Origin of the sequence: Candidatus Poriferisocius sp. (genome assembly GCF_965219815.1) — a bacterium.
Classification (GTDB): Bacteria; Actinomycetota; Acidimicrobiia; order Acidimicrobiales; family Bin134; genus Poriferisocius.
On the sequence record NZ_OZ244791.1, the window covers coordinates 1,923,780 to 1,948,405 of the forward strand.

Genomic DNA, 24,626 nt, shown 5'->3' on the forward strand with positions numbered 1-24,626 from the left:
GCAGTCGGGTGAGGCCAATCGTGCATGAGGGTCTCCCGTGGTCTCCGGTAGTCTCCGGGCGTGCGGCGCGAGACCCAGGTGGAGCTGATCCGGGAGCTGTTGGCCCACCACGCCGCGGGCACCACGCAGCTGGCCGACGACGTGCTAGTGCTGCCCGCTGATGTCTATGTAAGTGAACAGCACTGGCAGGCCGAGCGGGAGACGCTGTTCCGCCACCGCCCGGTGGTGGCCTGCCTGTCGGGGGCGGTGGCCTCGCCCGGTGACTACGTGTCGCTCACCGTCGGCGGAGTCCCGCTTGCAGTGGTGCGGGGCGACGACGGAGTGCTGCGGGGGTTCCGCAACGTGTGCCGCCACCGAGCGTCGTCGGTGGTGAGCGGGTGTGGATCGGGAGCAGCCTCGCTGCGGTGCCCGTTCCACGCCTGGACATACCGGCTAGACGGAACGCTCTTGGCTCGGCCCCAGGCGGGGGAGGGGTTTGACGGGACCGACGAGTCGGAGCTCGGTTTGGTGACGGTGCCGGTGGGAGAGGCCCACGGCATGGTGTTCGTGCAGCCCGAGGGTGATGGCCCGATTGACGCGGCCAGCCTTGTAGGGGAGGCCGCGTTCGATCTGGATGATTTCAGCGCGGGCAGCTACCTCCCGTTCGACCGGTGGGAGTCGAGCTGGCCGTGCAACTGGAAGCTGCTGGTGGACACGTTCTTGGAGTCGTACCACGTGTTCTCCCTACACCGCACCACAGTGGGCAAGTACTACCTGTCTCAGCCCATGACCTACCGCGGGTACGGCCCCAACCTGCGATTCCAAACCTGCCAGAAGTCGATCCTGGAACTGGCCGAAGCCCCCGAAGACCAGTGGGATCTGCTCGGCCGGGCCACTGTGGAATATCTGATCGCTCCCAACGTCATTCTGAGCCACAGCGTGGACCACTTCGCGGTGTACCAATTCCTGCCCACCGCGGTCGACCAAACCGACGTCACCATGACCCTCTACACCCCCGAGCCCGTCACAGAACAAACCCGCCCCCACTACGAGCGCACCCTGGAGCTACACCAACGAGTCGGCGCCGGCGAAGACTTCCCCCAAGCAGTCAAGATCCAGCAGTCCCTATCCTCCGGCCTGGTCGAAGAAACCCTCGTAGGCCGCCACGAAGTAGCCCTAATCCACTTCCACCAAGCGCTAGGTCAGCTATTGAATGGGAAGGGCTGATGAATTAGGAGTCAGCCTGGTTCGGCGAAGTTGACGACTAAGGGGCCGACTTCGGCTTCGTCTGCGTCAAACCACAGCGCGATGGCATCGCGGGCTGTTACCTCGATCTTGGCGCGTCGCCTCGCCTGGGTGTGGCATCCGGGTAGGTTGTCGGCTTTGATCGCCCACCATTTGCCTGATCGGACGACAGTGAGGTGGTGGGTGTCGCTCACTGATGGTTGAGCATCAGTGTCGGGTGCTAGCGACATGGTTGCTCCCTTTCTGCGTCCTTGATCAGCCCTTCGGCAGTGAACCGAGAAATCTCCCTATGGCGGGGAATCGTCAGTGTCGTATTGCCCAAACGCCAGACCTCGTGTTTGGCGCCCTTGCGCCGCAGCTCAAGCATAAGGCCTTTTCTCTGCGCAATCCGCCGAAGTTCCTTCAGCAAGTCCACTTTCTTCATTTGGACACCCTGTCGATCAGTTTCGGAGCAAAGGGTTGCGCTGGAGTGGTCGAGTTGTATCAATACCAGTGTCGGGGAAGGGGTCGGGCGGCGGGTGGGTTTTCCAGCGTTTGGCGTCGGGGTCGTGGGCGACCTGGTAGTTGTCGTCGTGGATGCTGTGGTGGCACTTGTTGCACACCAACACGAGGTTGCCGAAGTCGGTGGGTCCGCCATGGCGCCAGAATTGGACGTGGTGGGCAAAGCTCCGGTTGGCGCTGGCGCCACAGCCGATGCACTCCCTGTCCCGGTAGATCAGCGCAGCCCGCTGGGCTTCGCTGGCGGTGCGCCGCCGGCGTCCTAGGTTCATTTCCTGGGTGGCGGCCCGGTACACGCCGGGCAGAATCTCGGCGTCGCAGGCCAGGCGAACCAGTTCGCACATCGGGATGGGGGTGCCGTCGGCCAGGCGGGCGTTGACTAGCTCTTGGTTGACGGCGTCGTAGTCAGCCACCACCATCAGCGCCGTGCCTTGGGCCTTGCCCTTCTCGGGCTCGAGGATCAGTTCGGCAATGGCGTCGGCCATGCGCTGCTGAGGTGTGCGCCGGTCGCGGGGATCTTCTTGATTCCACAGTTCCTTCTCCTTTGCGGCCAGCACCGTGTCGATCTTGGCGCCGGTGATGGGATCGAACTCCCCTGACAACAGGTACATGCCGGTCTCTCGGCTCGAAAAAGCCCTTCCGGTGCGATTCTTGCGTTGCCGGTCGTAGATGGACTGCCCATCGTCGTCGGACTGCTCCTGCTGATGGGTGCGCAACGTCTTGGCGAATTGGTCATAACCCTGGCGCTTGGCCGCGTCGACCAAGAAGGACTGATCGATCGGCCCCTCAGAAGCGGCCCGGGCAATCAACTGGGCATGCCCCACCGGGATTTCTCCCGAAGACAAGGCCTCCGAAGTCTCCGAGAGAACCGTCAGTCGCTCAGCAGCCTCCACATCGCGCTGGGCACCCCGTCTAGACGCCTGCAACTCCTCGCGGGCCACCCTCTCCGCGGCCACCGCATTCTCACGGCGGCTCAGCTCAGCCAGAACCTGAGACTTCATCGCCCCCAGCTTCGACTCAGCCCGCCCGATCTCTCTCAGGCGCCCACGCAACCCATCCCCCGAAAGCCCAGCCACATCAACAGCAGCCACACTCACCCCGCCCGAAAGGCACGCTCCCATAGGAGAACCGCCCCCGTCGCCATCGGTGATAGCCCTGAATTCCATAGCCGTCACCCTACCCACGACCAGTGACAGTTACCCCCCGAAAAACCCACCCTGACCAGGAAAAATCTCCGACTTTTTCAAAAATTACGAGTATTCTCAGAACCCATGTCAGAGACGGTCGGCCGATGCTGAGAGTCGTGGCGCTAGGGGCGATTTGCGAGGCGAAAGGGGACGAATCCGTGAGGTACGCCGACCAGCCGGTCCCTCCGTTGCCCGTAGATGACCCGCAACCCATGCCATACCATCCGGAGCTTCCAATTGTGGAAGAGCCTGACGGGCCGAAACCGTTTGCGCTCAACTTCAGTCTGACTGAGTTCGCAGATCTGAGTGATGGCCAGCGAGTCGTCCTGAGCGACGACCGCGGGTTTGGCAGCACTCTTCATGCGGTTGACTGGAACCCCGAAACTGGCGAGGTGCGCGGTGCATCCTGGCACGAAGGATCCGAGCTTGAAGCCTTGGTGAGCGACCCGTGGCGGTTCACCACTCGGGAGAGCCTCACTAAATCGGTGATCGGAGCTCTCGATCCAGAAGACGATCAGGAGTGGTACCACTGGGTCGTCGAACGGCTGGACTCCCTGGGCTTCGAAGTCGATCCCGCATCCGTGGAGGCAGCGCCCTACCGGGTTGAATTCGGAAGCCGAGTCCTAGAAGAACTGGAGAAGAGGGGCCGTTAGCTGTTCGGCGTGGCTGGGTGGACGAAGACATGGCAGCAGCAGTGGGTGTTCAAAAGATGAACAAAGTGTCGCTGTGGTGCTTACGCTCTTGTGCATGGACGCCACCCAGCTTTCTCATCTTCAGGATGCGCACAATGCTGTAGAAGATTGTGTGTACTGCCCATCTCCTGAACAGCTCAAGGCAGCCGAGGAGCGGCTGTTGGAGAAGTGCGGGTTCTCAAGGGAAGAGTTGGAAGAGCAGGCGAGACAGGGCAAGTTCAAGACGGAAGCGGCCAAGCGCGCCTGGTATTGCCTGCCCTGACATGGTCCCACCCCTTCTGAAACGGGTGAGGCAATTCGCCGACAGTTTGACGTGCCTGCTCAATCAGACGATTGCCAACGGCATCAGACTGAGCTGAGTGATTGCGTGGCTCGGGCTTTCAAAGTGAGGGTGGGAGGCTTTTGACGATTCGGGCTGTTTCGACGGAGACGGTGATAAGGCGGCGGAGGTGGCGGATGAGGTTGAAGGGCTCGTCGGCCCAGTCGTGCCAACCATTGGGGTCATCGGTGATGCCGGAGGGCTTGTCGAGCTTGAATCGGAGGCTGTCGATGGCCCAGTCAAGGGGGGTTCGGCCTGACACGGTGTAGTCGTGGGCCTCGTCGGGGATGTCGACGAGTTTGCAGCGGTTGTTGATTTCCAGCACTGATCGGTTGGTTTCTTTGCCTTCTTTGGCCCAGCGCATCTTCTTTTCGATCCGGTAGGCCGACGGGTCGTCAGCGTCTCCTTCGTCGGGCTGGCCGTCTACGAGGCAGGGCACTGGGTATTCGTCGACGGTCTCGTAGTTGACGTGCAGGTCCATGAGTGCTCGGCCGGCGGCACGGAATGCTTCGAAGTCGGGGGCTAGAGGCACCCGGGGGAGGTTGCGCTGCAAGTCGTGCTTGTATCGCTCTCGCCAGTCGGGGGCGTGCATCACCCCGTAGAGATATTCCCAAATGTCGTCTTTGGTGATGTGATCGCCGTAGTGGGCGTGGAACTGCTCCAGGCACCAGTCGGTGATGTTGTCGTTGTCAGCAGGTCCTGAAGGCAAGTCCAGGTCGAGTTCAAGGGCTTCGGGCATGTTGCCTCCTCTATTGGGAACGACGGGTCATGACCCGTCCGGCGGGGTCAAGCGCGTGGAGGTCGGGGAGGATAGAAGTCGCCAGAGCGGCAAACCTCGTACGGTTCGACGGGCTGCTCAAGAGGATTCCTTCGGCATGGCTCTGGACTGTTGTCCTGGTCCCATCAGATGCAGGTCGGGCAGCGATCGAGTGGCCAGCACTCCGAAGATCGCCATATTCGACGGTCCGGCCATCAGGATCGCCTCCGAGGGATGCACCGGGTTTGACGCCCGGTGGCGCAGAGGTCGAAGAGCCGATCGGTGGCGATGACGCCGAAGGGGAGCTGTTGGGTGACGTTGAAGAGCATGGGGGGTGTCCCTGTGTTGTTGTCAAGCTGCGGGGGCTAGTTTTTCTGGTTGGTTGGGGGGTGGTTGGTAGGGGGTTTGGGTTTTGAGGATGGCGAGTACGATGTTGCAGCGTTTGCGGGCCAGGGCGGTGATGGCGGCGTTGTGTTTTTTGCCCTCGGCTCGTTTCTTTTGGTAGTAGGCGCGGGCCCAGGGGTCGTGTTGGGATGCGGTGAAGGCGGCTTGGAACATGGCGTTTTTGAGCCGGTGGTTGCCGTGCCGGTTCTGTCGGGTGGTGTGGCTTCGGCCTGACTGGCGGTCGGTGGGGGCCAGTCCGGCGTAGGAGGCGAGGCGGGCTGGGTTGTCGAAGCGGTGGGGGTCGGCGATCTCAGCGAGGGTTCGGGCGCCGGTTCGGGGGCCGAACCCGCACATGGTGGACAGGACTTTTCCCAGGGGGTGGTCCATGAACGCTTGTTCGATCTGTGTTTCGAGCTGGTCGCGGCGCCCGCAGATGCGGTCGAGGTCTGAGGCGAGGTCGGAGATGGCGTCGCCCCAGGCCGCCTCGGCTGCCACGGTGATGGTCTGGGCGCTCAGCGCTGACCAGATGGCGGCGGCGAGGGTGTCGGCTTTGCGGGGGTTGCGCCGGGCGATCGCGGTTCGGATCCGGGCTCTGCCCGCTTTTCGCAGGGCGGCGGGGGTCGGCCAGCGAGACAGCGCTTGGCGCAGCCCGGCGCTTGTTGAGAGCTGGTCGCCGACGGCCCGCTCCAGGGCGGGGCACACGGCCAAAAGGGCGTCTCTGAGCCGGTTCGCCGCCCGAGTGGCGTCCGCGGCCAGATCGGCGTCTCGGCCGTTGAGCACCCGCAGGCGCGCCAACAGCTCTCCGGCGGGCTCGGCCCAGCCGAGCCGGTCGGCGTTGCGGCGGGCGTAGTCGGCCAGAACGAACGCGTCCTTCGGGTCGGACTTGGCCGCCCCCGCGTACAGGTCCGCGGCCCGTCGCATCACCAAACCGGGCACATAGGCCACCGCCGCGCCCCGCCGTGCCGCGGCCTCCAAAACCAAAGACGCCGCCGACCCCGTCTGGTCGACGACCAGAGCCGCCGGCCCGTGATCGGCGGCCTCATCGATCAGCGCGTCTATGGCCGCCTCGTCGTTGCGCACCGCCCGGGAGAACAACTCCTCCCCGCCCGCGGTGATCGCGCACGCCCAGTGGTCGCCTTTGGCGATGTCGACGCCGACGAACACCTCGACGGCGGCGACGCCGGCTGAATCCTCCATGGCTGGACTCCTTGCGTCCGGGAACAAACTGCTCGGAAGCTCCCGGCGCCTTGGCCTCAACCACTTTACAAAGCCTTGCGGGCCAACCCGCAGACACGTCCCTGTCAGAGGTCCCAGACGCCCCCCGCAGCGGGCGGCACCACCCCCCGAACCGTCAACCGACAGGGGGACAAAGCCCTACCCGCCACGGCGAGCAACCAGCCCCAACACTCCCACGGCCAGAGCCACCCAACAACGTAAAGGGGGGGTCATTGCTGGGCCATGGTAGTGAACCAATGAATCGTCGCGGCTAGCCGAATTGCTCGGCTTGCCAGGCTCGGGCGGCTTTGAAGCCCTCGGTTCTTATGATGTGGCCGAATTCTTGGGCGGCGGGGGACTGGTGGGCGATGACGTTGTGCTCGCGGGCTGCCTCCTGGGCGGCGGTGTAGCCCATCAGCTCTAGGACTTTGTTGCAGATGGCCTTGTTGGCGGCGGAGATGTCGTTGGGCACGGTGGCCACCCTGCGGGCCAGGGCGTGGGTGTGCTCGGCGAGGTCGTCGGCGGGCACCGCCTCTAGCACGAAGCCGGCTCGGGCCGCGGTGGTGCCGTCGATCATGTCTCCGGTGAGCAGCAGGCGCTTGGCCCACTGGGGGCCGGCCAGATAGGTCCACATATGGGTGGAGGGCGAGGCCATCGACCGCACGATGGGGTAGCCGAACTGGGCGTCCTCGGCGCAGACGGTCATATCGGCGTGGAAGGCGATGTCGGTGCCCACCGCCAGGCAATAGCCGTGCACCGAGGCAATTACCGGGGTGCGCAGCCGCAACATATCCTCGAACCGCCGGAACGGCTCCACCAGGGCCAGTTCTTGCTCGAAGGACCGGGAGTCGTAGTCCAGGTCGATCTCGTCGGGGTCGAGGTCGATGCCCGAACAGAACGCCTCGCCCGAACCCTGGACCACAATGGCGCCGACATCAGCCGCGGCGTCGGCCTCGGCCAGGGCATCGAATAACTGGCCGAGCTGGGCCATGGTCAGGGCGTTGCGCCGCTCGGGGCGGTTCAGGGTGATGTAGCGCACCCGCTCCCGGTCTTCGGTGAGGATGGCGGGCTCAGATTCATGAGTCTCAGACACGGGGCCGACGGTAGCGCGCCTGATGGCAGGCGGGGACCCGGCGTCCAAGAGGGCACCGCCAACTACCCGGCGGTAGCCTGGTTTCGTGGACGAGCTCGGTTACATCCCCTTCGACTGCGACAACCATTACTACGAGGCGGAAGACGCCTTCACCCGCCATGTGGACCCGGCCATGCGCCCCCGCTGCGTGCAATGGGCTGAGGTGAACGGCCGCCGATACCACCTGGTGGGCGGCCAGATCAGCCACGCGGTGGTGAACCCCACTTGGGACCCGATCGCCCTGCCCGGCGCCATGCACGACTATTTCCGGGGCAACCCCGAGGGCCGCAACCCCGCCGAGATGCTGAGCAAGCGGGAGAAACTGCCCCGCTACTACGTGGACGACCGGGACGCCCGGGTCGACAAGGTCCGCCAGCAGGGGCTTCAGTCGGTGTGGCTGTTCCCCACGCTGGGCGTGCTGTACGAGGAGCTCATCAAAGAGGACATCGAGGCGGTGTGCGCTCTATTCGGCGGATTCAACCGCTGGCTCGACGAGCAGTGGGGATTCGCCTACAGAGACACCATCTTCGCCGCCCCCTACATCGCCTTGGGCGACGTGGATTGGGCTTGCCACGAGCTGGAATGGGCCCTCGACAAAGGCGCCCGCACCATTGTCATGCGTCCCGCCGCGGTGTGGACCGCCGATGGGTTCATGTCGCCGGCCGACGAGCACTTCGACCCGTTCTGGGCCCGGGTGAACGAGTCGGGCATCTGCGCGGTGGTCCACGCCGGCGACAGCGGCTACACCACCCACGGCTACGACGTGGACGGGTTCGCCTCGGCGGGCATGGCCAAGCACCGCAAGTACAAGCCCAGCATCAAGGCCTACAACATCGAGCGGGCCGCCTATGACTACCTGATCACCCTGGCCCTGGAGAAGCTGTTTGAGCGGTTCACCAACCTGCGGATCGCGTCGGTGGAGAACGGATCGCAGTTCTTGAGCGACATGTTCCGCAAGCTGGGCCAGGCCACCCACAAGAGCATCGGCTGGTTCAAGGAGGATCCCTCCGAACTGTTCCGCCAGCACGTGTGGATCAACCCCTTCTGGGAGGACGACGTGGCCGAGGTGGTCCACTACATGGGGGACGACCGGGTGATCTTCGGCAGCGACTGGCCCCACATCGAGGGCATGCCCCAGCCGCTCGACTACCTGGTGGAGCTCAAAGACAGGGGCTTCGACGACGCCACCAAGAAGAAGATCCTCCTCGACAACGTCACCGAGCTGAACCACCTACAACCCGCCTGACCGCCGCCGAACCCGCAGTCGTTGGGGGTCCGGCGGCGTCAGGGGGGATCAGGAGACCGGCTTGACGATCTCGACAGACTCGCCGAACCCGCCGAAGTCGGTGACCGCGGTGAAGCTGCCCGCACTCACCGTCTCGCTGCCGAAGCTCACCCGGCGGATGAGGTTGTCGCCGTCGATCCAGACGTTCAGATGAGGGGTTTCGACTTCCCCCGTCTGGCCTGCGTCGACCGGTATCTGCGAGAAGCCCAGAGTCAACACCAGAATCGAGCGGACCGCGTCGTTGGGCGCGGCATAGGACCGGTAGCGGGTCCACTTCTCGCCGTCAACGACCTCGTTGCCGACTTTGGTGAAATCGGTGAGTTGCTCGAGGTCGCCTATCAGCGAGTCGGCAGTGATGGCCGACAGCAGGGAGAGATCTGATGCCGGCTGCGGCCCCTCCCACACGCCTTCGGCGGTAGAGATGTACACCTCGCCGTCCACGGACACCACGGTCAAGGGTCCGATCTGCTCCATTCCGACCGCGGCCATGTCGGAATGCGATCGCCACCTGATCTCGGAGTTGCCGCCCGACACAGTGCCGGTGATGGAGAACTCCAACGGGGGGTCGGGCTCGGCCAAGCCGATGGTCACCCTCGTCTCCCACCTCATAGAGTCCGCGCCCGAAGCCGCCGAGGTTGCCGCGGCACGGTGTACCTCGGCGGTGGCGTCAGGCGCCGTTCCGAAGTCGATGGCGAAGACGCCGACGCCCACTGCGGCCACGACCACAACCGCCGCGGCCAAAGAACTGATCCGGCGGCGCCGGCGGCGGGCGCGGTCGATAGGGACAACCGCCTCCGGCGTTGACAGGGCAGATGTTGGGGTGTCGGACATGACGATCTCCTCCAGAGTCCGGGCAGGCTGCGAGTCCCGAGACGAGGGGAGGGCGTCGGATTGAACAGGGTTGGCCTGGCGAAGCTCGTCAAGCAGCGTGTCGTTGATGGGTGTCGCTCGTTTTCTCATAGCGCTCTCCTCTCTCGTTCGGGATCGATGTCCTCTTCATGTCCGCTCCGGGAGGGACCTTTCATTGGCTCCTGATCGGCGCTGAGCCGGTCGACCTGTTTGGCGAACCGCTTGCGGGCCCGGTGGACTCGGATGGCCACCGCATTCGGCGTCAGGCTGAGCATCTGCCCGATCTCGGCGTAGGACAGTTCCTCCCAGGCCACCAGCATGAGCACCTCGCGGTCGGCCTCAGCCAAACTGTCGAGCGCGGCCCGCAGCACCGCAGCCCGCCCATCCACCGCTTCAGTGGTGGAATCAGCCGACGAAGGATCATCTGGCCCCGGCTTCGGCTGGCCGCGCAGCTTCTCGCGGACCGCCGTCTGCCGCCCTGAGGCCCGTTTGGCATTGCGGATCGTATTGCGGGCCACTCCGAACAACCACGGGCGCTCATGACCCTCAGGTACGTCGTCCCGCCGCCGCCAGGCGGTCAAGAACGTGTCGGCCACCACTTCCTCGGCGGTGGACCAGTCCACCCGGCGGCGGGCATAGGCGAGCAGCGGACGATAGTTCTCGTGGTACATGGCTCGAAACCAGTCTTGGTCTCGGGCGCGCGCCAAGCGGATGCTCATCGCTGGCTACTTGTCCGCATCACGGCGATCCTTTCACCGGGTGCCGCCAAATGGCTCGCGGCCTGCGCTCTTAGGGACAGCGACTATCCGGTGGGGTCGAAGTGGGGGCGATTCAGGTCGTAGCGGGCCACGGCGTCCTTGGCCACCTCCGGATCGAGGCTGCCATCGGCGGCTAGGGCGCTCAGAACAGTGGAGATCACGCTATGGGCGTCGGTCTCGAAGAATCGGCGTAGCGATTCCCGGGTGTCGGAGCGCCCAAAGCCATCGGTGCCCAGGGGGATGAACCGCCGAGGCACCCAGCGGGCGATCTGGTCGGGAACCAGGGTCATGTAGTCGGTAACCGCCACCACCGGCCCTCGGCCACCGCCGAGCCGCTGGGTCACCATCGGCACCCGGGATTCCTCTTCGGGGTGCAGGCGGTTCCAGCGCTCCACTTCGAGCGCCTCTTCCCGGGCCGCCTTGAAGGAGGGGGCGCTCAACAGATCCACCCCGATCCCGTAATGCTCGGCCAACTCGGCCTGGGCGTCCCGAGCCGCCTGGTGGGCGGTGCCGGAGAAGATGATCGTGGCCTGCTGCTCGGTGCCATCCAGCGCATGGTTCCACTGGTAGAGCCCCGACAGGATGTGCTCATCGCTGATGAAGTCGGCCCGGCGGGGCTGGCGGTAGTTCTCGTTATAGATGGTGATGTAGTAGAAGACGTCGTCGCCCCCGCCGTTGCCGTACATCCGGTGCAGGCCGGCCCGCACGATGGCGCCCAACTCGTAGGCGAACGCCGGGTCGTAGGCGCAGCAGGCGGGCACGGTGGAGGCCAGCAGGAGGCTGTGGCCGTCTTGGTGCTGCAAGCCCTCGCCCATCAGCGTGGTGCGCCCCGCGGTGGCGCCCATCAGGAACCCCCGGGCCCGGGAGTCGGCCGCCGACCAGATCAGGTCGCCCACCCGTTGGAATCCGAACATGGAGTAGAAGGAATAGAACGGCACCATCGGCACGCCCACGGTGGCGTAGCTGATGGCCGCCGCCGTCCATGAGGCCAGCGATCCCGCCTCGGTGATGCCCTCCTCCAGGAGCTGGCCATCCTGCCCTTCGGCGTAGGACAGCAGCAGGTCGTGGTCCACCGGCTCGTAGAGCTGGCCCTCGGAGGCGTATATCTTGAACTCCCGGAACAGCGAGTCCATGCCGAAGGTGCGGGCCTCGTCGGGGACTATGGGCACCACCCGGGCCCCGAACTTCTCGTCTCGCATCATGTTGCGCAGCATCTGGGTGAACACCATGGTGGTGGACACCTCGCGCCCGTCGGAGCCCTCGTCGTAGTCGGAGAACAGCTTGTCGTCGGGCAGCTTGATGGGCCGGCGGATGTTCACCACCCGGGTGGGAAGGGGCCCGTCGAGCTCGCGGCGGCGGGCCATGAGGTACTGGTGCTCGGGCGAGTCGGGTGGCGGCTTGTAGTACGGGGGGTTGGCGTCGTCTTGGAGGGCCTCCGCGGGAATCTCCTCTTCCAAGTGGAGTCGGGAGCGCAGATCCATGAGCTGGTCGGTGGTCATCTTCTTGATCTGGTGGGTGGCGTTGCGGGCTTCCAGCCCCTCGCCCAGCGTCCAGCCCTTGATGGTTTTGGCCAAGATCACCGTGGGGCGGTCGGTGGCCTCCACCGCGGCCTTGTAGGCGGCATACAGCTTCAAGTAGTCGTGACCGCCCCGGGGCAGATCCTCGAGCTGGCGGTCGCTCAGGTGGTCCACCATCTTGCGCAGCCGGGGATCGGGGCCGAAGAAGTTCTCCCGGATATAGGCGCCGGTCTCGGTTGCGTAGCGCTGATACTCCCCGTCCACCGTGGTCATCATCTTCTCCAGCAGCACGCCGTCGACATCGGCGGCCAGCAGCTCGTCCCAGCGGGACCCCCAGATCACCTTGATCACGTTCCAGCCCGAGCCCCGGAAGTTACCCTCCAGCTCCTGGATGATCTTCCCGTTGCCCCGCACCGGCCCGTCGAGGCGCTGGAGGTTGCAGTTCACCACCCAGATAAGGTTGCCCAGCTTGGCCCGTCCGGCCAGCGAGATCGACCCCAGCGTTTCGGGCTCGTCGCACTCTCCGTCGCCCACGAAGCACCACACCTTCGACTCGCTAGTGTCCTCGATGCGGCGGTCGTGCAGGTAGCGGTAGAAGCGGGCGTGGTAAATGGAGTTGATCGGCCCCAGCCCCATCGACACCGAGGGGTACTCCCAGAAGTCGGGCATCAGCCGGGGGTGGGGGTAGCTGGAAAGACCCTGGCCGCCGATCTCCATGCGGAAGTTGTCAAGCTGTCCGGTGGTGAGCCGTCCCTCCAGGTAGGCCCGGGCGTAGATGCCGGGGGCGGCGTGGCCCTGGATGTAGACGGCGTCGCCGGGCAGCCCATCTTCTTTGCCCTTGAAGAAGTGGTTGAACCCCACCTCGTACAGCGCGGCCGACGAGGCGAAGGTGGACAGGTGGCCGCCGATTCCATCGGCCCGCTTGTTGGCCCTCACCACCATGACTGCGGCGTTCCACCGGATGAAGGCCCGGATGCGGCGCTCGATGTACTCGTCGCCGGGGAAGAACGGCTGGTCGGCAGTGGGGATGGTGTTCACATACGGTGTCTGCACCGTGCCCGACAGGCCCGTGCCCAACTCGTCGGCCCGGTCGAGGAGCCGGCGCAGCAGATATCGGCCCCGCTGCCCGCCCGAGGCGCTGACCACCGCGTCGAGGCTGTCGAGCCACTCGCGGGTTTCTTCGGGGTCGGTGTCGGGCAGCTGGTGTGAGAAGTTCACGGCCACGGTCTAATGCCCTTGGTGTGAGAGGTACATAACTGTGCCCAATGCTTTCAATTCTGGGGCGGTCATGCCAGCATGAGCGGATGCCTGATACTGGAAAGCCCACTGTGGTGTACACCGATGGTGCCTGCCGGGGGAATCCCGGCCCCGGGGGATGGGGTTGGGTGGTGCCCGATGGCCCGTCGGGATCGGGCGGCGCGCCCCAGACCACCAACAACCGCATGGAGCTCATGGGGGTGCTGGAAGCGCTGCGGTCACTGGACGGGCCGCTGGCGGTGTACTGCGACTCCACCTACGTGGTGAATTGCTTCAAAGACCGGTGGTGGGAGGGGTGGATCCGCCGAGGCTGGCGCACCGCCGAAAAGAAGCCGGTGGCGAACCAGGATCTCTGGAAGCAGATCATCGAGCAGGTTGAGGCCCGATCCATTGCCTTCCACTGGGTGAAGGGCCATTCCGGGAACCGGTGGAACGACGAGGCCGACCGCCTGGCCACCGAGGCCGCCGACACTCAGGACGTGGTGGAAGAGCAGTCGCTGTTCTGAGTTCGATCAGCGCAGGATCTTCTCCAGCGCCCCTCGCAAGTCGGGGTGGCGGAACTCGAAGCCTGCGTCAGTCAAGGCGACAGGATGGGCCCGGGTGCTGGAGAACAGGAGTCCATCGGCCAGTTCCCGGCCCAGCAGAAGCCGAGGCCCAAAGCGGGGGACAGCCACTACCGCGGGGCGGCGCAATACCGAGGCCAGCACCCGGGTGAACTCTCGATTCGTGACCGGGTCGGGCGCGCACAGGTTCACCGGGCCGGAGATATCGGACTCCAGCAGGAAGGCCAAGGCCCTTACCTGGTCTTCCAAGGCGATCCACGGCCACCACTGTCGGCCGTTGCCCAGCGGTCCACCCAAGCCCAGCTTGAACAGGGGCAGCATACGGGTGAGGAACGGGGCGCTTTCTGCCACTACCAGCCCGGCGCGGGCTATTGCCACCCGGGTGCCCGCATTTTGGGCCTCGGCGGCAGCCGCCTCCCAATCGGCCGCCAGGGTGGCCAAGAATCCGGTCCCAGGTCCGGATTGCTCGTCGAGCAGCTCGTCTCCCCGGTCTCCGTAGAGGCCGACTGCGGTGCCGGCTACCAGCACCGCGGGGGGAGAGGCAGCCGCGCCCATGGCCTCCACCAGCAGCTTGGTGGCGTCCACCCGGCTCTGGCGAAGCTCGCGTTTGCGGCGCTCGCTCCAGCGGCGGTCGCCGATGCCCGCTCCGGCCAAATTGACCACCCCGTCGATGCCGTCGAAGGCGCTGTCGTCGATGTCGCCGGTGGCCGGGTTCCAAAAGCGGGCGTCCTCGGCCCGGGACCCCGGATCGCGCACCAGCCGGACCACTTGGTGGCCCGAAGAGTTGAGATGGTCGACCAGAGCGGTCCCGATCAGCCCCGACGCACCGGCCACAACCACTCTCATGGGCCAAGTGTAGGGGCAGTTAGGGTCTTCAGGTTCTGCGTCAGGTGATGCGGGTAGCGTGGGCCTATGTCTGAACCGCAGCCGAGACCCCCCTACGACCACCAAGGCACCGAGAGGGCTGAGCCGAAATCCCGGTCGTTTACCGATGCGCTCCGGCAGATCAATGCCCGGATGGTGCTCGGCGTGCTGGCCGCGGTGGCGCTGATTGTGTTCATCGCGCAGAACACGAAGGAGACCCGGGTCAACTTCTTGGGGTGGGACTGGGATCTGCCGCTGTTCCTGCTGCTGTTGATCACCATTGTGCTCAGCGTGGTCTGCACGGAGATCGCGGGCTGGTACATGGGCCGCCGACGGCGCAGCCGCCGCTGACCCTGCTGCGGTGAGCACTCGCCGGTTGATCCTTCTGGCCCTGCTGTGCGGGGTGGCCATTTTGGTGGCATTCGCCGTTCAGGCGGTGCTGATCCTGCGCTGACCAGGGGTGGGCACCTCTGAGGGTCTGGGCAGCGGGAACACCCGCTGGAGCGTTTGAGCCAGTTTCAGAATATCTCAGTATATGCTGAACGGAGCCGCACCGGACCTCTGTTCAAGGCCCGGTGCGGCCCTCGGAGAGAGCAGCGCTTTCTCCCAAATGGGGCTACCCGTGGTCGGGCCGGTGAAGACTTGACACCTGGCCGGGAGGGTTCGATCCCCTCTAGCTCCACCCCCAACCATATACGGCAGTTGCGCCGCTCACTACCGAATAGGCTGAATCCCATGAGCAGCAGCCATGACGTGGTGGTGATCGGCGGTGGCCCCGGCGGATACGCCGCCGCGCTGTACGGTGCCGCCGCCGGTCTCGACGTCGCCGTGGTGGAGAAGCAGAAGCTGGGCGGGACATGCCTGCACGTGGGCTGCATCCCGGCCAAGGAGCTGCTGGAGACGGCGTCGGTGTACCGCACCGTGGCCCATGCCGGTCAATTCGGCATTGCCGCGGGAACGCCGACGGTGGACATGGGGGCGGCCCAAGCCCGCAAGCAGAAGATCGTGGATCAGCTCCACAAGGGCGTCGGCAAGCTGCTGGAGGGCCGAAAAGTCACGGTGCTGGACGGTTGGGGCACGCTGGGCCCGGACCGGTCGGTTTCGGTGTCGGGCGGAGAATCCGGCGATGCGACGCTGACCGCCGACCATGTGGTTCTGGCCACCGGGTCGGTGCCCCGCACGCTGCCGGGCTTCGAGGTGGATGGCGAGCGGATCATGACCAGCGACGAGCTGTTGTCCATCACCGAGCTGCCCCAACGGGCGGCGATCATCGGCGGGGGGGCCATCGGTTTGGAATTCGCCTCGATGCTGGCTGATCTGGGGTCGCAGGTGACCGTTCTAGAAGCGCTGCCCCGGATCTTGCTGGGAGCAGACGACGACGTGGTCAAGATGCTGACCCGGGCGTTCAAAAAGCGCAAGATCGAGATTCGCACCGGCGTCGCGGTGAGCGGCTGTCGGAACACCGGCGACGGGGTGGAGCTGGACATCGACGGTGCCGACCCTTTGTCGGTGGACGCAGTGGTGGTGTGTGTGGGCCGCCGCCCGTTCACTGACGGCCTGGGCTTGGACGCCGCCGGGATAGAGGTGGACGACGGGGGCTATGTGGTGGCCGATGAGTTCTGCCAAACCACCGCACCGGGGGTGTACGCCGTGGGCGATGTGGTTCGCACCCCGCAACTGGCCCATGTGGCGTTCGCCGAGGCCATTTTGGTGGTGAAGCACCTGCTGGGGGAGTCGCCCGCGCCGGTGGACTACGGCAACGTCCCGTGGGCCATCTACTGCCATCCCGAGGTGGCCTTCGTGGGCCACACCGAGGCGTCGGCCCAAGAGGCGGGGTTCGAGGTGGTCACCTCCACGCACCGATTCATGGGCAACGGGCGGGCCATGATCGTGGGGGAGACCGACGGGCTGGTCAAGGTCATTGCCGACCGCGACGACAACGGGACCGGCGGGCGCATCCTCGGAGTCCACATGGTGGGTCCGTGGGTGACCGAGCAGCTCGGCCAGGGCTATCTGGCGGTGAACTGGGAGGCCACTGTGCCGGAGGTTGCCGAGTTCATCCAGCCCCATCCCACCATGAGCGAGCTATTCGGAGAGTCGGTGCTTTCGCTCACCGGCCGGGCCCTGCACTGAGGCGAAGTGCTGGCTGGGACGAACAGTGAACGGGAGGCTCAATGTCTGAGGTGAGGATGCCGCAGCTGGGCGAGACGGTGATGGAGGGCACCATCATCCAGTGGTACAAGCAGGTGGGCGACGAGGTGGCTGAAGACGAGCCGCTCTTCGAGGTGTCCACCGACAAGGTGGACTCCGAGGTTCCCTCGCCCATGTCCGGTGTGCTGGTGGAGATTGTGGCCGCCGAGGGAGACACGGTGGAAGTGGGCGCGGTGATCGCCGTTCTGAGCGAGGGCGGGGCGGCTGCCCCACCTGCGTCTGAGCCGCCCGAGCCCGCGGCCGAAGCTCCGCCTCCCGCGTCTGAGCCAGCAGCAGAAGCAGCTCCGCCACCGCCACCGCCACCGCCGCCCCCAGAGCCGGCACCCGCACCTGCGGAAACGCCGAGCACCTCCGCTTCCGGCGGTGGCCGATTCGTGTTGTCGCCGGTTGTGCGCCGGCTGATCGCTGAGAACGGGCTGGACCCCTCACAGATCACCGGCACTGGTGTTGGCGGGCGCATCACCCGCTCCGACGTGGAGTCGTATATCGCCCAGAACCGCACCGCGGCCAGCCGGCCGACGGCCTCTGCGCCCACCACCACGCCAACGGCGCCGCCTGCCCGGACGTCAGCAGCTGGACGCGACACAGTGGTGCCACTCAGCAACATACGCCGCATCACCGGCGAGCACATGGTGCGGTCGAAGCAGGTGTCGCCCCATGTGCTGACCGCGGTGGAAGTGGACTTCGAAGGGGTGGAGAAAGGGCGCCGGGCCCACCGGGAGGAGTTCAAGGCCGAGCACGGCTTCAGCCTCACCTACCTCCCATTCATCGCCCGGGCGGTGTGCGATGCCCTTCACGAGTATCCCCACATCAACGCCTCGGTGGGAGACAACGAGCTGGTAGTTCACAACTACGTCAACCTGGCCGTCGCCGTCGACCTCGACTTCCAAGGGCTGCTGGCCCCGGTGGTGGTGGACGCCGACCGCAAGCGTCTGACGGCGATCGCCGAAGAGGTGGCCGACCTGTCGAGGCGGGCCCGGGCCAAGAAGCTGAACGCCGATGAAATCTCCGGGGGAACGTTCACCATCACCAATCCCGGCCAGTGGGGAACCATGATGCAGTTCCCCATTATCAACCAGCCCCAGGTGGCCATCTTGTCCACCGACGGAATACGCCGTCGGCCGGTGGTGATCACCGCCGAAGACGGCAGCGAGGCCATCGCCATCCACTCGGTGGGGGTGCTGGCCCTGGCCTGGGACCACCGGGCCTTCGACGGGGCCTACGTGGCCGCCTTCTTGGACCACCTCCGCTCCATCATCGAAACCCGCGACTGGCACGCCGAGATGCCATGAGCCTTCGATGAGCCCGCTTCGCATCCGATGGTTGGGGCGGGTGTCGTATCGGGACGCCCACGCCTGCCAGCAGGCCATGTTCGAGCGGAGTGGCGACTACTTGCTGCTGTTGGAGCATCCCCACGTGTTCACCCTGGGACTGCGGGGCGACGAGGCCAACATCTTGGTGGATCCGGTCGAAGTGGGGGCCGAGGTGGCGTACACCGACCGAGGCGGCGACGTCACCTACCACGGCCCCGGACAGCTTGTCGGTTATCCGATCATGACCGTGGCTGGCAAGCGGGGCGGGGGCATGGCCGACACGGTGGCCTACGTGCGCTCGGTGGAGCAATTGGTGATCGACGCGCTGGGTGATTTGGGGCTGCCCAACTGCGGCCGGCTGGATGACTACCCCGGTGTGTGGGTGGATCCCGACAGCGACAATCCCCGCAAGATCGCGGCCATCGGCGTGCGCCTCAGCCGCACCCGCTCTATGCACGGCTTTGCCCTGAACGTGGACTGCGACTTGGACTGGTTTGATCGCATCGTGCCCTGCGGCATCCCCGACAAGGCGGTCACCTCCCTGGCCGCCGAAGGACAGCGGGCGACCATGCGGGAGGTGGTAGATGCGGTGGCCGCCCGAGCCGCCGACCGCTGGGGGGCGGAGGGAGTAGACCGGGCCGATGTGGCGTGGCGGCAGCGGCCCGAAGACTTGAGCCCGTTCAGCCGGGGGATGGGCCCGGGCGATGTGCCCGGCCGACCGGTCCGGCTGCAATCCCGGATGGACGAGGCTGGGCTGTCCGAGGGGCTGGCCATCAATGGGCGCAAGCCGCAGTGGATGCGGGTGCCCCTCAGGACCGGCCCCGAGTTCCGGCGACTGCGGTCAGTTTTGCACAGCCGGAATCTGGTGACGGTGTGCGAGGAGGCTGGCTGCCCCAACATCTATGAGTGTTGGAACGAGGGAACGGCCACGTTCATGATCAACGGTGAGCGCTGCACTCGGGCCTGCGGCTTCTGCCTGGTGGACACCCGCAAACCCGGGCCGCTCGATCACGCAGAGCCCGAGCGGGTGGCCGACGCGGTGGAGGCCATGGGCTTGGACTACGCGGTGATCACCGCGGTGGCCCGCGACGACCTGGCCGACGGTGGTGCCGCTGGCTTTGCTGCCGTGGTGGATGCGGTTCGCGCGCGCACCCCTGGGGTGAGGGTGGAAGTGCTCATCCCCGACTGCAAGGGCGACCCCGACGCGCTGGCCGTCGTTTTCAACGCCCGGCCCGACGTTTTGAACCACAACATCGAGACGGTGGCCCGGCTCCAGCGGGTGGTTCGGCCCTCCGCGGGCTACGCCCGCAGCCTGGCGGTGCTGGCCCGGGCCAAGGCCGCGGGGCTCACCACCAAGTCGTCGATCATCGTCGGGCTGGGCGAGACCGACGAAGAGGTGGTCCAGACCATGGCCGACCTGGCCGCGGTGGGCACTGACATCGTGACCGTGGGCCAGTATCTGCGCCCCACCACCCATCACCTGCCCGTGGCCCGATGGGTGCCGCCCGACCAATTCGAGGAGTTCCGGGCCGTCGGCCAGTCGCTGGGCATTGCCCACATAGAAGCCAGCCCCCTAACCCGCAGTTCCCACCACGCCCAACACGCCCACGCCCAGGCTTTGGCTTCTCCTGCCGGGGTTGCAGGAGTAGGTTGATCCCGATGTTCAACCAGCGAATGGAACGATTGCGGGCCCAGATGGCCGAGCAGCAAGTGGAAGTGCTTCTGCTGTCCGTTGGGGCAGACATGCCCTACTTCTGCGGCTACGAGGCCATGGCTTTGCCGCGGCTGACCATGCTGGTGGTACCCCGAGACGGTGATGCCCGGCTCATCGTGCCTCGTTTGGAAGCGCCCAGGGTCGAAGAGCAGCCTGGTGTGTTCACGGTGTCAGCGTGGGATGAAACTGACGATCCCATCGCGCTGGCCCGGTCGTTCATCGGATCGGCTTCGGTGATCGCAGTTGGAGACCGCATGTGGGCTGGTTTTCTGGTGGACCTGGCTCGACTTCTGCCCCGGGCCGAGTTCCGCCGGGCATCGGAGGTGACCAGCCCGCTGCGCTCGGTGAAGGATGCCGCGGAGGTGGAGTCTCTGCGGTTGGCGGCGGCCGCCGCGGACAGGGTGGCCGTGGATCTTCGGTCGGGCAACATCGAGTTGGTGGGGCGGACCGAGGCCGAGGTGTCGGCCGAGCTGGGCCGCCGACTGCTGGCCGAGGGCCATCAGCGAGTGAACTTCGCCATTGTGGCCGCGGGGGAGAACGCGGCCAGCCCCCACCACGAGGCGGGGGAGCGGGTGATCAAGCCGGGCGAGATCGTGCTGTGCGACATCGGGGGGACGATGATGGATGCCGACGGGGTGGGCTACTGCTCCGACATCACCCGGTGTGTGTTCCTAGGCGAGCCCCCCGCTGACCTGGTCGATGCCTACGACGTGCTGTTCGAAGCCCAAGCGGCCCAAGTTGCCGCCGCGGTGGTCGGCAATAGCTGCGAGTCGGTCGACCGGGTGGGGAGAGGCATGATCGCCGAGGCCGGATTCGGCGACTACTTCATCCACCGCACCGGCCACGGGATCGGCACCGAGGCCCACGAAGATCCCTACATCGTGGAGGGCAACACTCAGGAATTGCGCCCCGGCCACGCATTCTCCATCGAGCCCGGTATCTACCTCCCCGGTCGGTGGGGTTTGCGCCTGGAGGACATCGTGGTGGCCGCTACCGACGGTCCCGACAACCTCACCACCACCGATCACCGCCTGGCCGTGATCGACGTCTGAACAGGGGCTATTCCGGTTTTTTGAGGCCTATTCGTACGTACGCCTCTGCGGGAATGGCTTCGAGAGACTTGTAAACGGTCCAGGTACACTTGGCTGGCTCTGAGCCGGCGGTCTCTTCGGGGTAGAGAGGGGAGTCCACCACCCGGATCGGGTGGCCCCACTGGCGGGCCGGCCATAACTCCAGCGTGTAGCAGCAGTGGGCGCAGTAGTAGCACACGCCCTTCTCGTTCCAGGCCCAGTCGTGCTCCTCCGTGGTGACCCCGAAGTCATAAGGCGGCTCGGAGCGGGAGCCGGTGCCCTCAATAAAGTCGCCACGTTGGCCTCGGTTGCCCGACCCGCACGGATCAAAGGAGATCACAAACTTGTCATTGTCCTCGGTCACCTCCATATCGCCGGTGCGATCGGGGCCCACCAGATGGGCCCGCATCGCCTCGAACGCCAGATAGAGGTTGCGGTACAGGGTGTCCTGGTAGTTCTGCTCGCGCAGGTCGAACGGCGAATAGCGCTCTTCGAGATAGGGGGCGAGCACATGGGCGTAAGCGTCGCCCACCGCGGCCTCGCCCAACCGCTTGGCCACGAAGCTCAGCATGCCCGACTGGAAATCGGCCCCTCGGTCGTGGAGCTGACGCCAGGCTTCTTGCAGCTCATCCAGTCGGCGGTGAGCTTCAGCGGGATCGATCTCGTAGGCGCGCAGCCGGTTACCCAGTTCGCCGGCGAGGTGGGCTAGTGACATCCATCGCGGCTCGGGATTGAACGGCTCGCCATCGGGGAAAGCCAGCAGTTCCCGGATTCGGACAACCTCGGCATCGAGATCCTCTTGGGCCACGCCCGCGGTGGTCAAGAAGGAACCCCATCCCTGGCCCCAAACCTGATAGATCACATGGACGACTTTGGCCTCCTCCATCCAGTAGTCCACCAGCTGGGCGGCGGTCTCCCAGTCTCCTCCGTCGATGGCCTCGGCAATCTTGGCTGTTGTGGAGACAGCTTGGTCAGCCCAGTCGCCGGTGCGGACCCGCTTGTTGATGGCATCCGACCAGGTCAAGTGAGTGGCCGGGGCCGATGCCGTCCCCGAGATGCTTCGTGCGGGGCGGCAATCGCCCGCTTGGTTTGTTGGTTCGTCGCTCACGCCTGCCCTTTCAGCTAGTACATCAACATGGCGCCGCTCACGTTGATGGTGGCGCCGGAGATGAACGATGCGTGCTGGCTGGCCAAGAACACCACCGTTCCGGCCATTTCCTCAGGTTCGGCCACCCGGCCCAGCGGGGTGGCCACTCTGAGCTGCTCGAGCACTTCGGGGTCGAGGTCGGTCATCAGCATGGGGGTGTTGATCTGGCCCGGCGACACCGCATTCACGGTGATCTGATCAGAGCCGTAGGTGCGAGCCATCCCTCGGACCATCGAGACGATGCCCCCCTTGGACGCGCAGTAAACCACCGAGCCCCCGAAGCCTCCCGTCCACCAGCCTTGGGAGGTGAAGGCGATGATGCGGCCGCCTTCGCCAGCGCTCCGCATGGCGTTGGCCGCGGTCCGGCACAAGAAGAATGTGGCCTTCAAGTTGGTGTCCACCTGGAAGTCCCAGTCTTGCTCGGTCACCTCGTCCATGGAATCCCGTCGTTGCAGCACGGCGGCCAGATGGGCGAGGGCATACACCCCACCCAGCTCGCGTCGAGCACGGTCCACCAGCTCTTGGTGTGCATCCAGGTCGGACAGGTCGGCGCCGACGGCCACGTGGTCCGTTCCTTCCAGCCCAGCGACCACCTCGTCAGCTGCGCTCTGATACAAGTCCACGGCCATCACCCGGGCTCCGGTGGTGGCGAAAGCCTCGGCCACCGGTTTGCCCATGCCGCCGGCCGCCCCAGTCACGATGACGCCCCGGCCCTCCAGCCCTGCTCCCACACTCCATGCCATTAGCCGCCTCCTTTGTCCAGGACTTTTTCGCTGCGATAGCGGTCCACCACCCGCTCGTCCACCTCTATGCCCAAGCCGGCCCCGGTCGGGGGGTAGACCCACCCTTCAACATGGACGAGGGGATCGGGCACCAATTCATGCTGCATGGGGTTCTCCAGCGGCTTCAGCTCGAACAGCTTGCACGCCGAGCTGGAGAAGCTCACCGCCAGGCTGGCCGCGGAGACAATGGCCGACGACCATGCGTGGGCGTTGGCCTGCCGGCGGTGCTGCTCCACTAGTTCGGTCACCTTCTTGAACCCGGTTATCCCCTCGGCTCGGCCGGGGTCGCAGCCCACCACATCCACCGTTCCGGTGGCCAGGATCCGCTGGAACCCATCGACGGTCCACTCCTTTTCCCCGTAGGCCATGGCCGTCACGGTCTTGCTTCGCAATTCGGCGTAGCCGCTGGGATTCCAGGCGCCAAGCGGTTCCTCTATCCAGTCGATCCCGTGTTCGTCGAATGCTTGAGTGCGTCGGACCGCGGTGGGGATGTCCCACTTGATGGCCCAGCCCAAATCGATCATGAGGTGCTTGTCGGGACCGATGGCCTCTCGCATGGCCTGCACGTAGGCCACGTCGCGGTCGTGCTCGAATCCCAAGCGGGCATTGCCTCGCTTGCCGAAACCCACCTTCATGCCTTGCAGGCCATCGGAGAGCCAGTCGATTGCCTCCTCGGCCATATCGGGGATGGACTCGTGGTGGGCGTGGGAGGAGGCGATGGCTGGCAGGCGGTCGTGAACCGGTCCGCCCAGCAAGTCCAGCACTCGGCACCCCAGGGCCTTGCCCTTGAGGTCCCACAGCGCGATGTCGATGGCCGAGATGGCGAACGAGGCGATGCCGCCGTCGTATCCGTACCACCAGGCCCGGTGCTTGAGGGATCGGTAGATGGCATCCAAGTGGACTGGGTCTTGGCCCACTACGAGATCAGCCACCCCTTCGATGATCGCCTTGGTGGCGAGGCTGGACTCGGGCCACATGGTGACCGACTCTCCCCATCCCACCGTGCCGTCGTCAGAGGTGATCTTGGCCAGGCACAGGTGGCGGATGGCGTTGAAGTCATTGGGTTCGGGGTAGCTGACCGGAATGGCCTCTACACGCGCGATCTTCATGGTCGGCCTCGTCTCGTCGTCGGCGTGCTCACCAGGTAACCAACCCTCCGTCGAAATTGACGGCCTGACCGGTCATGTAACCGGCGCCATCGGAGAGCAGGAACCAGATCAGCTCGGCAATCTCGTCCGGGCTTGCGCCGCGCCCCAGCGGCACCGATGTCTCCCGCAGGTCGGATAGCTGCTCAGGGGTCATTCCCCTGATGGCGGACACTTGCTCGAGCACGGCGTCTTGCATCGGCGTGTCGATGATGCCCGGGCAAATGGCGTTGACCCGCACCGGTATCGGCGCCAACGAATAGGCGAACGACCGGGTGATCGACAGCACCGCAGACTTGGAGGCGGCGTAGACCGCTGCCTCGGTGGTATTGGCCAGCTTGGCCGAGGAGGAGGAGAGGTTCACGATGGCGCCGTCCGCCGGCATGGTGGCGCCGATCCCCTGACACAGGAAGAACATCGCCTCGGCGTTCACCGCGAACACGTCACGCCAGTCTTCAACGGTGACCTTCTCGATGGGCAGCAGGCGAATGATGCCCGCGGCCTGCACCATGAAGTCCACCCCTAGGGCGGCCTCGATGACCCGGTCTCGATCGCGGAGGTCGGCCAGGTCGGCGATCAATGGCTCGGCCCCGAGCTCGGACAGCGCCGCGAGGCCGCGGCGGTCGATGTCGGTGGCGAGCACTTCCACCCCTCCGCTCAGCAGGCGCCGGGCGGCGCCGGCGCCGATCCCGCTGGCCGCGCCGGTGACCAGCGCCCGCCGCCTCTCGGGAGCGCTCATGCCA

At 65.7% G+C, this 24,626-nt stretch carries 24 protein-coding genes; 10 read left to right on the plus strand and 14 right to left on the minus strand.

The window, feature by feature from the left end:
* Positions 1–60 precede the first annotated feature (60 nt).
* Complete coding sequence (locus ACOQPI_RS09210; RefSeq protein ID WP_420619354.1) at positions 61–1,206, plus strand: aromatic ring-hydroxylating oxygenase subunit alpha; 1,146 nt, start codon at positions 61–63, stop codon at positions 1,204–1,206.
* An 11-nt stretch (positions 1,207–1,217) separates the two neighbouring features.
* Here the strand turns inward: ACOQPI_RS09210 and ACOQPI_RS09215 are convergent, their stop codons facing one another.
* The 3 genes from ACOQPI_RS09215 to ACOQPI_RS09225 are packed head-to-tail and all read right to left on the minus strand — an operon-like array spanning position 1,218 to position 2,888.
* Positions 1,218–1,454, minus strand: coding sequence for a hypothetical protein (locus tag ACOQPI_RS09215; protein WP_420619355.1), 237 nt, complete (start codon positions 1,452–1,454; stop codon positions 1,218–1,220).
* Entirely contained in the window at positions 1,445–1,648 is a 204-nt protein-coding gene (locus ACOQPI_RS09220; protein ID WP_420619356.1) for a type II toxin-antitoxin system HicA family toxin, read from the minus strand. The genes ACOQPI_RS09215 and ACOQPI_RS09220 overlap by 10 nt, the downstream gene beginning before the upstream one ends.
* A gap of 16 nt (positions 1,649–1,664) precedes the next feature.
* Positions 1,665–2,888, minus strand: a complete 1,224-nt coding sequence (locus tag ACOQPI_RS09225) for a DUF222 domain-containing protein (RefSeq protein WP_420619357.1) — start codon at positions 2,886–2,888, stop codon at positions 1,665–1,667.
* A 458-nt stretch (positions 2,889–3,346) separates the two neighbouring features.
* Here ACOQPI_RS09225 and ACOQPI_RS09230 point away from each other — a divergent pair, with 458 nt between their 5' ends.
* Both ACOQPI_RS09230 and ACOQPI_RS09235 read left to right on the plus strand, forming a co-directional pair.
* Entirely contained in the window at positions 3,347–3,562 is a 216-nt protein-coding gene (locus tag ACOQPI_RS09230; RefSeq protein WP_420619358.1) for a hypothetical protein, read from the plus strand.
* A 94-nt stretch (positions 3,563–3,656) separates the two neighbouring features.
* Positions 3,657–3,863, plus strand: coding sequence for a hypothetical protein (locus tag ACOQPI_RS09235; RefSeq protein WP_420619359.1), 207 nt, complete (start codon positions 3,657–3,659; stop codon positions 3,861–3,863).
* A gap of 118 nt (positions 3,864–3,981) precedes the next feature.
* Here ACOQPI_RS09235 and ACOQPI_RS09240 read toward each other — a convergent pair whose 3' ends face one another.
* From ACOQPI_RS09240 to ACOQPI_RS09250, 3 genes are all read right to left on the minus strand, one after another.
* The gene (locus ACOQPI_RS09240; protein WP_420619360.1) at positions 3,982–4,659 is read right to left on the minus strand and encodes a type ISP restriction/modification enzyme; all 678 of its coding nucleotides are present in this window, start codon (positions 4,657–4,659) and stop codon (positions 3,982–3,984) included.
* A gap of 369 nt (positions 4,660–5,028) precedes the next feature.
* Complete coding sequence (locus ACOQPI_RS09245; RefSeq protein WP_420619361.1) at positions 5,029–6,258, minus strand: IS110 family transposase; 1,230 nt, start codon at positions 6,256–6,258, stop codon at positions 5,029–5,031.
* 289 nt (positions 6,259–6,547) lie between these two features.
* A complete protein-coding gene (locus ACOQPI_RS09250) occupies positions 6,548–7,369 on the minus strand; it encodes an enoyl-CoA hydratase-related protein (RefSeq protein WP_420619362.1) in 822 nt (273 codons plus the stop codon).
* 85 nt (positions 7,370–7,454) lie between these two features.
* Here ACOQPI_RS09250 and ACOQPI_RS09255 point away from each other — a divergent pair, with 85 nt between their 5' ends.
* Entirely contained in the window at positions 7,455–8,654 is a 1,200-nt protein-coding gene (locus tag ACOQPI_RS09255) for an amidohydrolase family protein (protein ID WP_420619363.1), read from the plus strand.
* A gap of 48 nt (positions 8,655–8,702) precedes the next feature.
* Here ACOQPI_RS09255 and ACOQPI_RS09260 read toward each other — a convergent pair whose 3' ends face one another.
* From ACOQPI_RS09260 to aceE, 3 genes are all read right to left on the minus strand, one after another.
* Positions 8,703–9,653 carry a hypothetical protein gene (locus tag ACOQPI_RS09260; protein WP_420619364.1) on the minus strand — a complete coding sequence of 317 codons (951 nt, stop codon included), beginning with the start codon at positions 9,651–9,653 and terminating at the stop codon, positions 8,703–8,705.
* Positions 9,650–10,261: an RNA polymerase sigma factor gene (locus ACOQPI_RS09265; protein WP_420619365.1), complete on the minus strand. Its 612-nt coding sequence runs from the start codon at positions 10,259–10,261 to the stop codon at positions 9,650–9,652. The genes ACOQPI_RS09260 and ACOQPI_RS09265 overlap by 4 nt, the downstream gene beginning before the upstream one ends.
* Before the next feature lie 83 nt (positions 10,262–10,344).
* A complete protein-coding gene (gene aceE, locus ACOQPI_RS09270) occupies positions 10,345–13,035 on the minus strand; it encodes a pyruvate dehydrogenase (acetyl-transferring), homodimeric type (protein WP_420619366.1) in 2,691 nt (896 codons plus the stop codon).
* Positions 13,036–13,121: 86 nt separating this feature from the next.
* On the opposite strand from aceE, the gene ACOQPI_RS09275 reads away from it, so the two are divergent.
* On the plus strand, positions 13,122–13,580 hold the full coding sequence (locus ACOQPI_RS09275; protein ID WP_420619367.1) for a ribonuclease H family protein: 459 nt from the start codon (positions 13,122–13,124) through the stop codon (positions 13,578–13,580).
* 6 nt (positions 13,581–13,586) lie between these two features.
* Here ACOQPI_RS09275 and ACOQPI_RS09280 read toward each other — a convergent pair whose 3' ends face one another.
* Positions 13,587–14,483: a TIGR01777 family oxidoreductase gene (locus ACOQPI_RS09280; protein ID WP_420619368.1), complete on the minus strand. Its 897-nt coding sequence runs from the start codon at positions 14,481–14,483 to the stop codon at positions 13,587–13,589.
* Between the two features lie 66 nt (positions 14,484–14,549).
* On the opposite strand from ACOQPI_RS09280, the gene ACOQPI_RS09285 reads away from it, so the two are divergent.
* The 5 genes from ACOQPI_RS09285 (at position 14,550) to ACOQPI_RS09305 (ending at position 20,791) form a co-directional block, all read left to right on the plus strand.
* Positions 14,550–14,852 carry a lipopolysaccharide assembly protein LapA domain-containing protein gene (locus ACOQPI_RS09285; protein ID WP_420619369.1) on the plus strand — a complete coding sequence of 101 codons (303 nt, stop codon included), beginning with the start codon at positions 14,550–14,552 and terminating at the stop codon, positions 14,850–14,852.
* 384 nt (positions 14,853–15,236) lie between these two features.
* Positions 15,237–16,634, plus strand: coding sequence for a dihydrolipoyl dehydrogenase (gene lpdA / locus ACOQPI_RS09290; protein WP_420619370.1), 1,398 nt, complete (start codon positions 15,237–15,239; stop codon positions 16,632–16,634).
* A 41-nt stretch (positions 16,635–16,675) separates the two neighbouring features.
* Complete coding sequence (locus ACOQPI_RS09295; RefSeq protein ID WP_420619371.1) at positions 16,676–18,004, plus strand: dihydrolipoamide acetyltransferase family protein; 1,329 nt, start codon at positions 16,676–16,678, stop codon at positions 18,002–18,004.
* A 7-nt stretch (positions 18,005–18,011) separates the two neighbouring features.
* The gene (gene lipA / locus ACOQPI_RS09300) at positions 18,012–19,679 is read left to right on the plus strand and encodes a lipoyl synthase (protein ID WP_420619372.1); all 1,668 of its coding nucleotides are present in this window, start codon (positions 18,012–18,014) and stop codon (positions 19,677–19,679) included.
* A 5-nt stretch (positions 19,680–19,684) separates the two neighbouring features.
* A complete protein-coding gene (locus ACOQPI_RS09305) occupies positions 19,685–20,791 on the plus strand; it encodes a M24 family metallopeptidase (protein WP_420619373.1) in 1,107 nt (368 codons plus the stop codon).
* Between the two features lie 7 nt (positions 20,792–20,798).
* Here the strand turns inward: ACOQPI_RS09305 and ACOQPI_RS09310 are convergent, their stop codons facing one another.
* From ACOQPI_RS09310 to ACOQPI_RS09325, 4 genes are read right to left on the minus strand one after another with little or no spacing between them, the layout of a single operon-like run.
* Positions 20,799–21,917, minus strand: a complete 1,119-nt coding sequence (locus ACOQPI_RS09310) for a hypothetical protein (RefSeq protein ID WP_420619374.1) — start codon at positions 21,915–21,917, stop codon at positions 20,799–20,801.
* Between the two features lie 14 nt (positions 21,918–21,931).
* Entirely contained in the window at positions 21,932–22,699 is a 768-nt protein-coding gene (locus ACOQPI_RS09315) for an SDR family NAD(P)-dependent oxidoreductase (RefSeq protein ID WP_420619375.1), read from the minus strand.
* On the minus strand, positions 22,699–23,847 hold the full coding sequence (locus ACOQPI_RS09320; RefSeq protein WP_420619376.1) for a mandelate racemase/muconate lactonizing enzyme family protein: 1,149 nt from the start codon (positions 23,845–23,847) through the stop codon (positions 22,699–22,701). The genes ACOQPI_RS09315 and ACOQPI_RS09320 overlap by 1 nt, the downstream gene beginning before the upstream one ends.
* 28 nt (positions 23,848–23,875) lie before the next feature.
* On the minus strand, positions 23,876–24,622 hold the full coding sequence (locus ACOQPI_RS09325; RefSeq protein ID WP_420619377.1) for an SDR family NAD(P)-dependent oxidoreductase: 747 nt from the start codon (positions 24,620–24,622) through the stop codon (positions 23,876–23,878).
* Positions 24,623–24,626: the final 4 nt, after the last annotated feature.

Excerpts from the sequence above, each read along its gene's own strand:
- ACOQPI_RS09220 (WP_420619356.1), bottom strand. The coding sequence starts at position 1,648 with ATGAAGAAAGTGGACTTGCTGAAGGAACTTCGGCGGATTGCGCAGAGA.
- ACOQPI_RS09260 (WP_420619364.1), bottom strand. The coding sequence starts at position 9,653 with ATGAGAAAACGAGCGACACCCATCAACGACACGCTGCTTGACGAGCTT.
- ACOQPI_RS09315 (WP_420619375.1), bottom strand. The coding sequence starts at position 22,699 with ATGGCATGGAGTGTGGGAGCAGGGCTGGAGGGCCGGGGCGTCATCGTG.
- ACOQPI_RS09320 (WP_420619376.1), bottom strand. The coding sequence starts at position 23,847 with ATGAAGATCGCGCGTGTAGAGGCCATTCCGGTCAGCTACCCCGAACCC.
- ACOQPI_RS09265 (WP_420619365.1), bottom strand. The coding sequence starts at position 10,261 with ATGAGCATCCGCTTGGCGCGCGCCCGAGACCAAGACTGGTTTCGAGCC.
- ACOQPI_RS09285 (WP_420619369.1), top strand. The coding sequence starts at position 14,550 with ATGTCTGAACCGCAGCCGAGACCCCCCTACGACCACCAAGGCACCGAG.
- ACOQPI_RS09275 (WP_420619367.1), top strand. The coding sequence starts at position 13,122 with ATGCCTGATACTGGAAAGCCCACTGTGGTGTACACCGATGGTGCCTGC.
- ACOQPI_RS09215 (WP_420619355.1), bottom strand. The coding sequence starts at position 1,454 with ATGTCGCTAGCACCCGACACTGATGCTCAACCATCAGTGAGCGACACC.
- ACOQPI_RS09235 (WP_420619359.1), top strand. The coding sequence starts at position 3,657 with ATGGACGCCACCCAGCTTTCTCATCTTCAGGATGCGCACAATGCTGTA.
- ACOQPI_RS09325 (WP_420619377.1), bottom strand. The coding sequence starts at position 24,622 with ATGAGCGCTCCCGAGAGGCGGCGGGCGCTGGTCACCGGCGCGGCCAGC.
- ACOQPI_RS09245 (WP_420619361.1), bottom strand. The coding sequence starts at position 6,258 with ATGGAGGATTCAGCCGGCGTCGCCGCCGTCGAGGTGTTCGTCGGCGTC.
- lpdA (WP_420619370.1), top strand. The coding sequence starts at position 15,237 with ATGAGCAGCAGCCATGACGTGGTGGTGATCGGCGGTGGCCCCGGCGGA.
- ACOQPI_RS09225 (WP_420619357.1), bottom strand. The coding sequence starts at position 2,888 with ATGGAATTCAGGGCTATCACCGATGGCGACGGGGGCGGTTCTCCTATG.
- ACOQPI_RS09305 (WP_420619373.1), top strand. The coding sequence starts at position 19,685 with ATGTTCAACCAGCGAATGGAACGATTGCGGGCCCAGATGGCCGAGCAG.
- lipA (WP_420619372.1), top strand. The coding sequence starts at position 18,012 with ATGAGCCCGCTTCGCATCCGATGGTTGGGGCGGGTGTCGTATCGGGAC.
- ACOQPI_RS09280 (WP_420619368.1), bottom strand. The coding sequence starts at position 14,483 with ATGAGAGTGGTTGTGGCCGGTGCGTCGGGGCTGATCGGGACCGCTCTG.
- ACOQPI_RS09240 (WP_420619360.1), bottom strand. The coding sequence starts at position 4,659 with ATGCCCGAAGCCCTTGAACTCGACCTGGACTTGCCTTCAGGACCTGCT.
- ACOQPI_RS09295 (WP_420619371.1), top strand. The coding sequence starts at position 16,676 with ATGTCTGAGGTGAGGATGCCGCAGCTGGGCGAGACGGTGATGGAGGGC.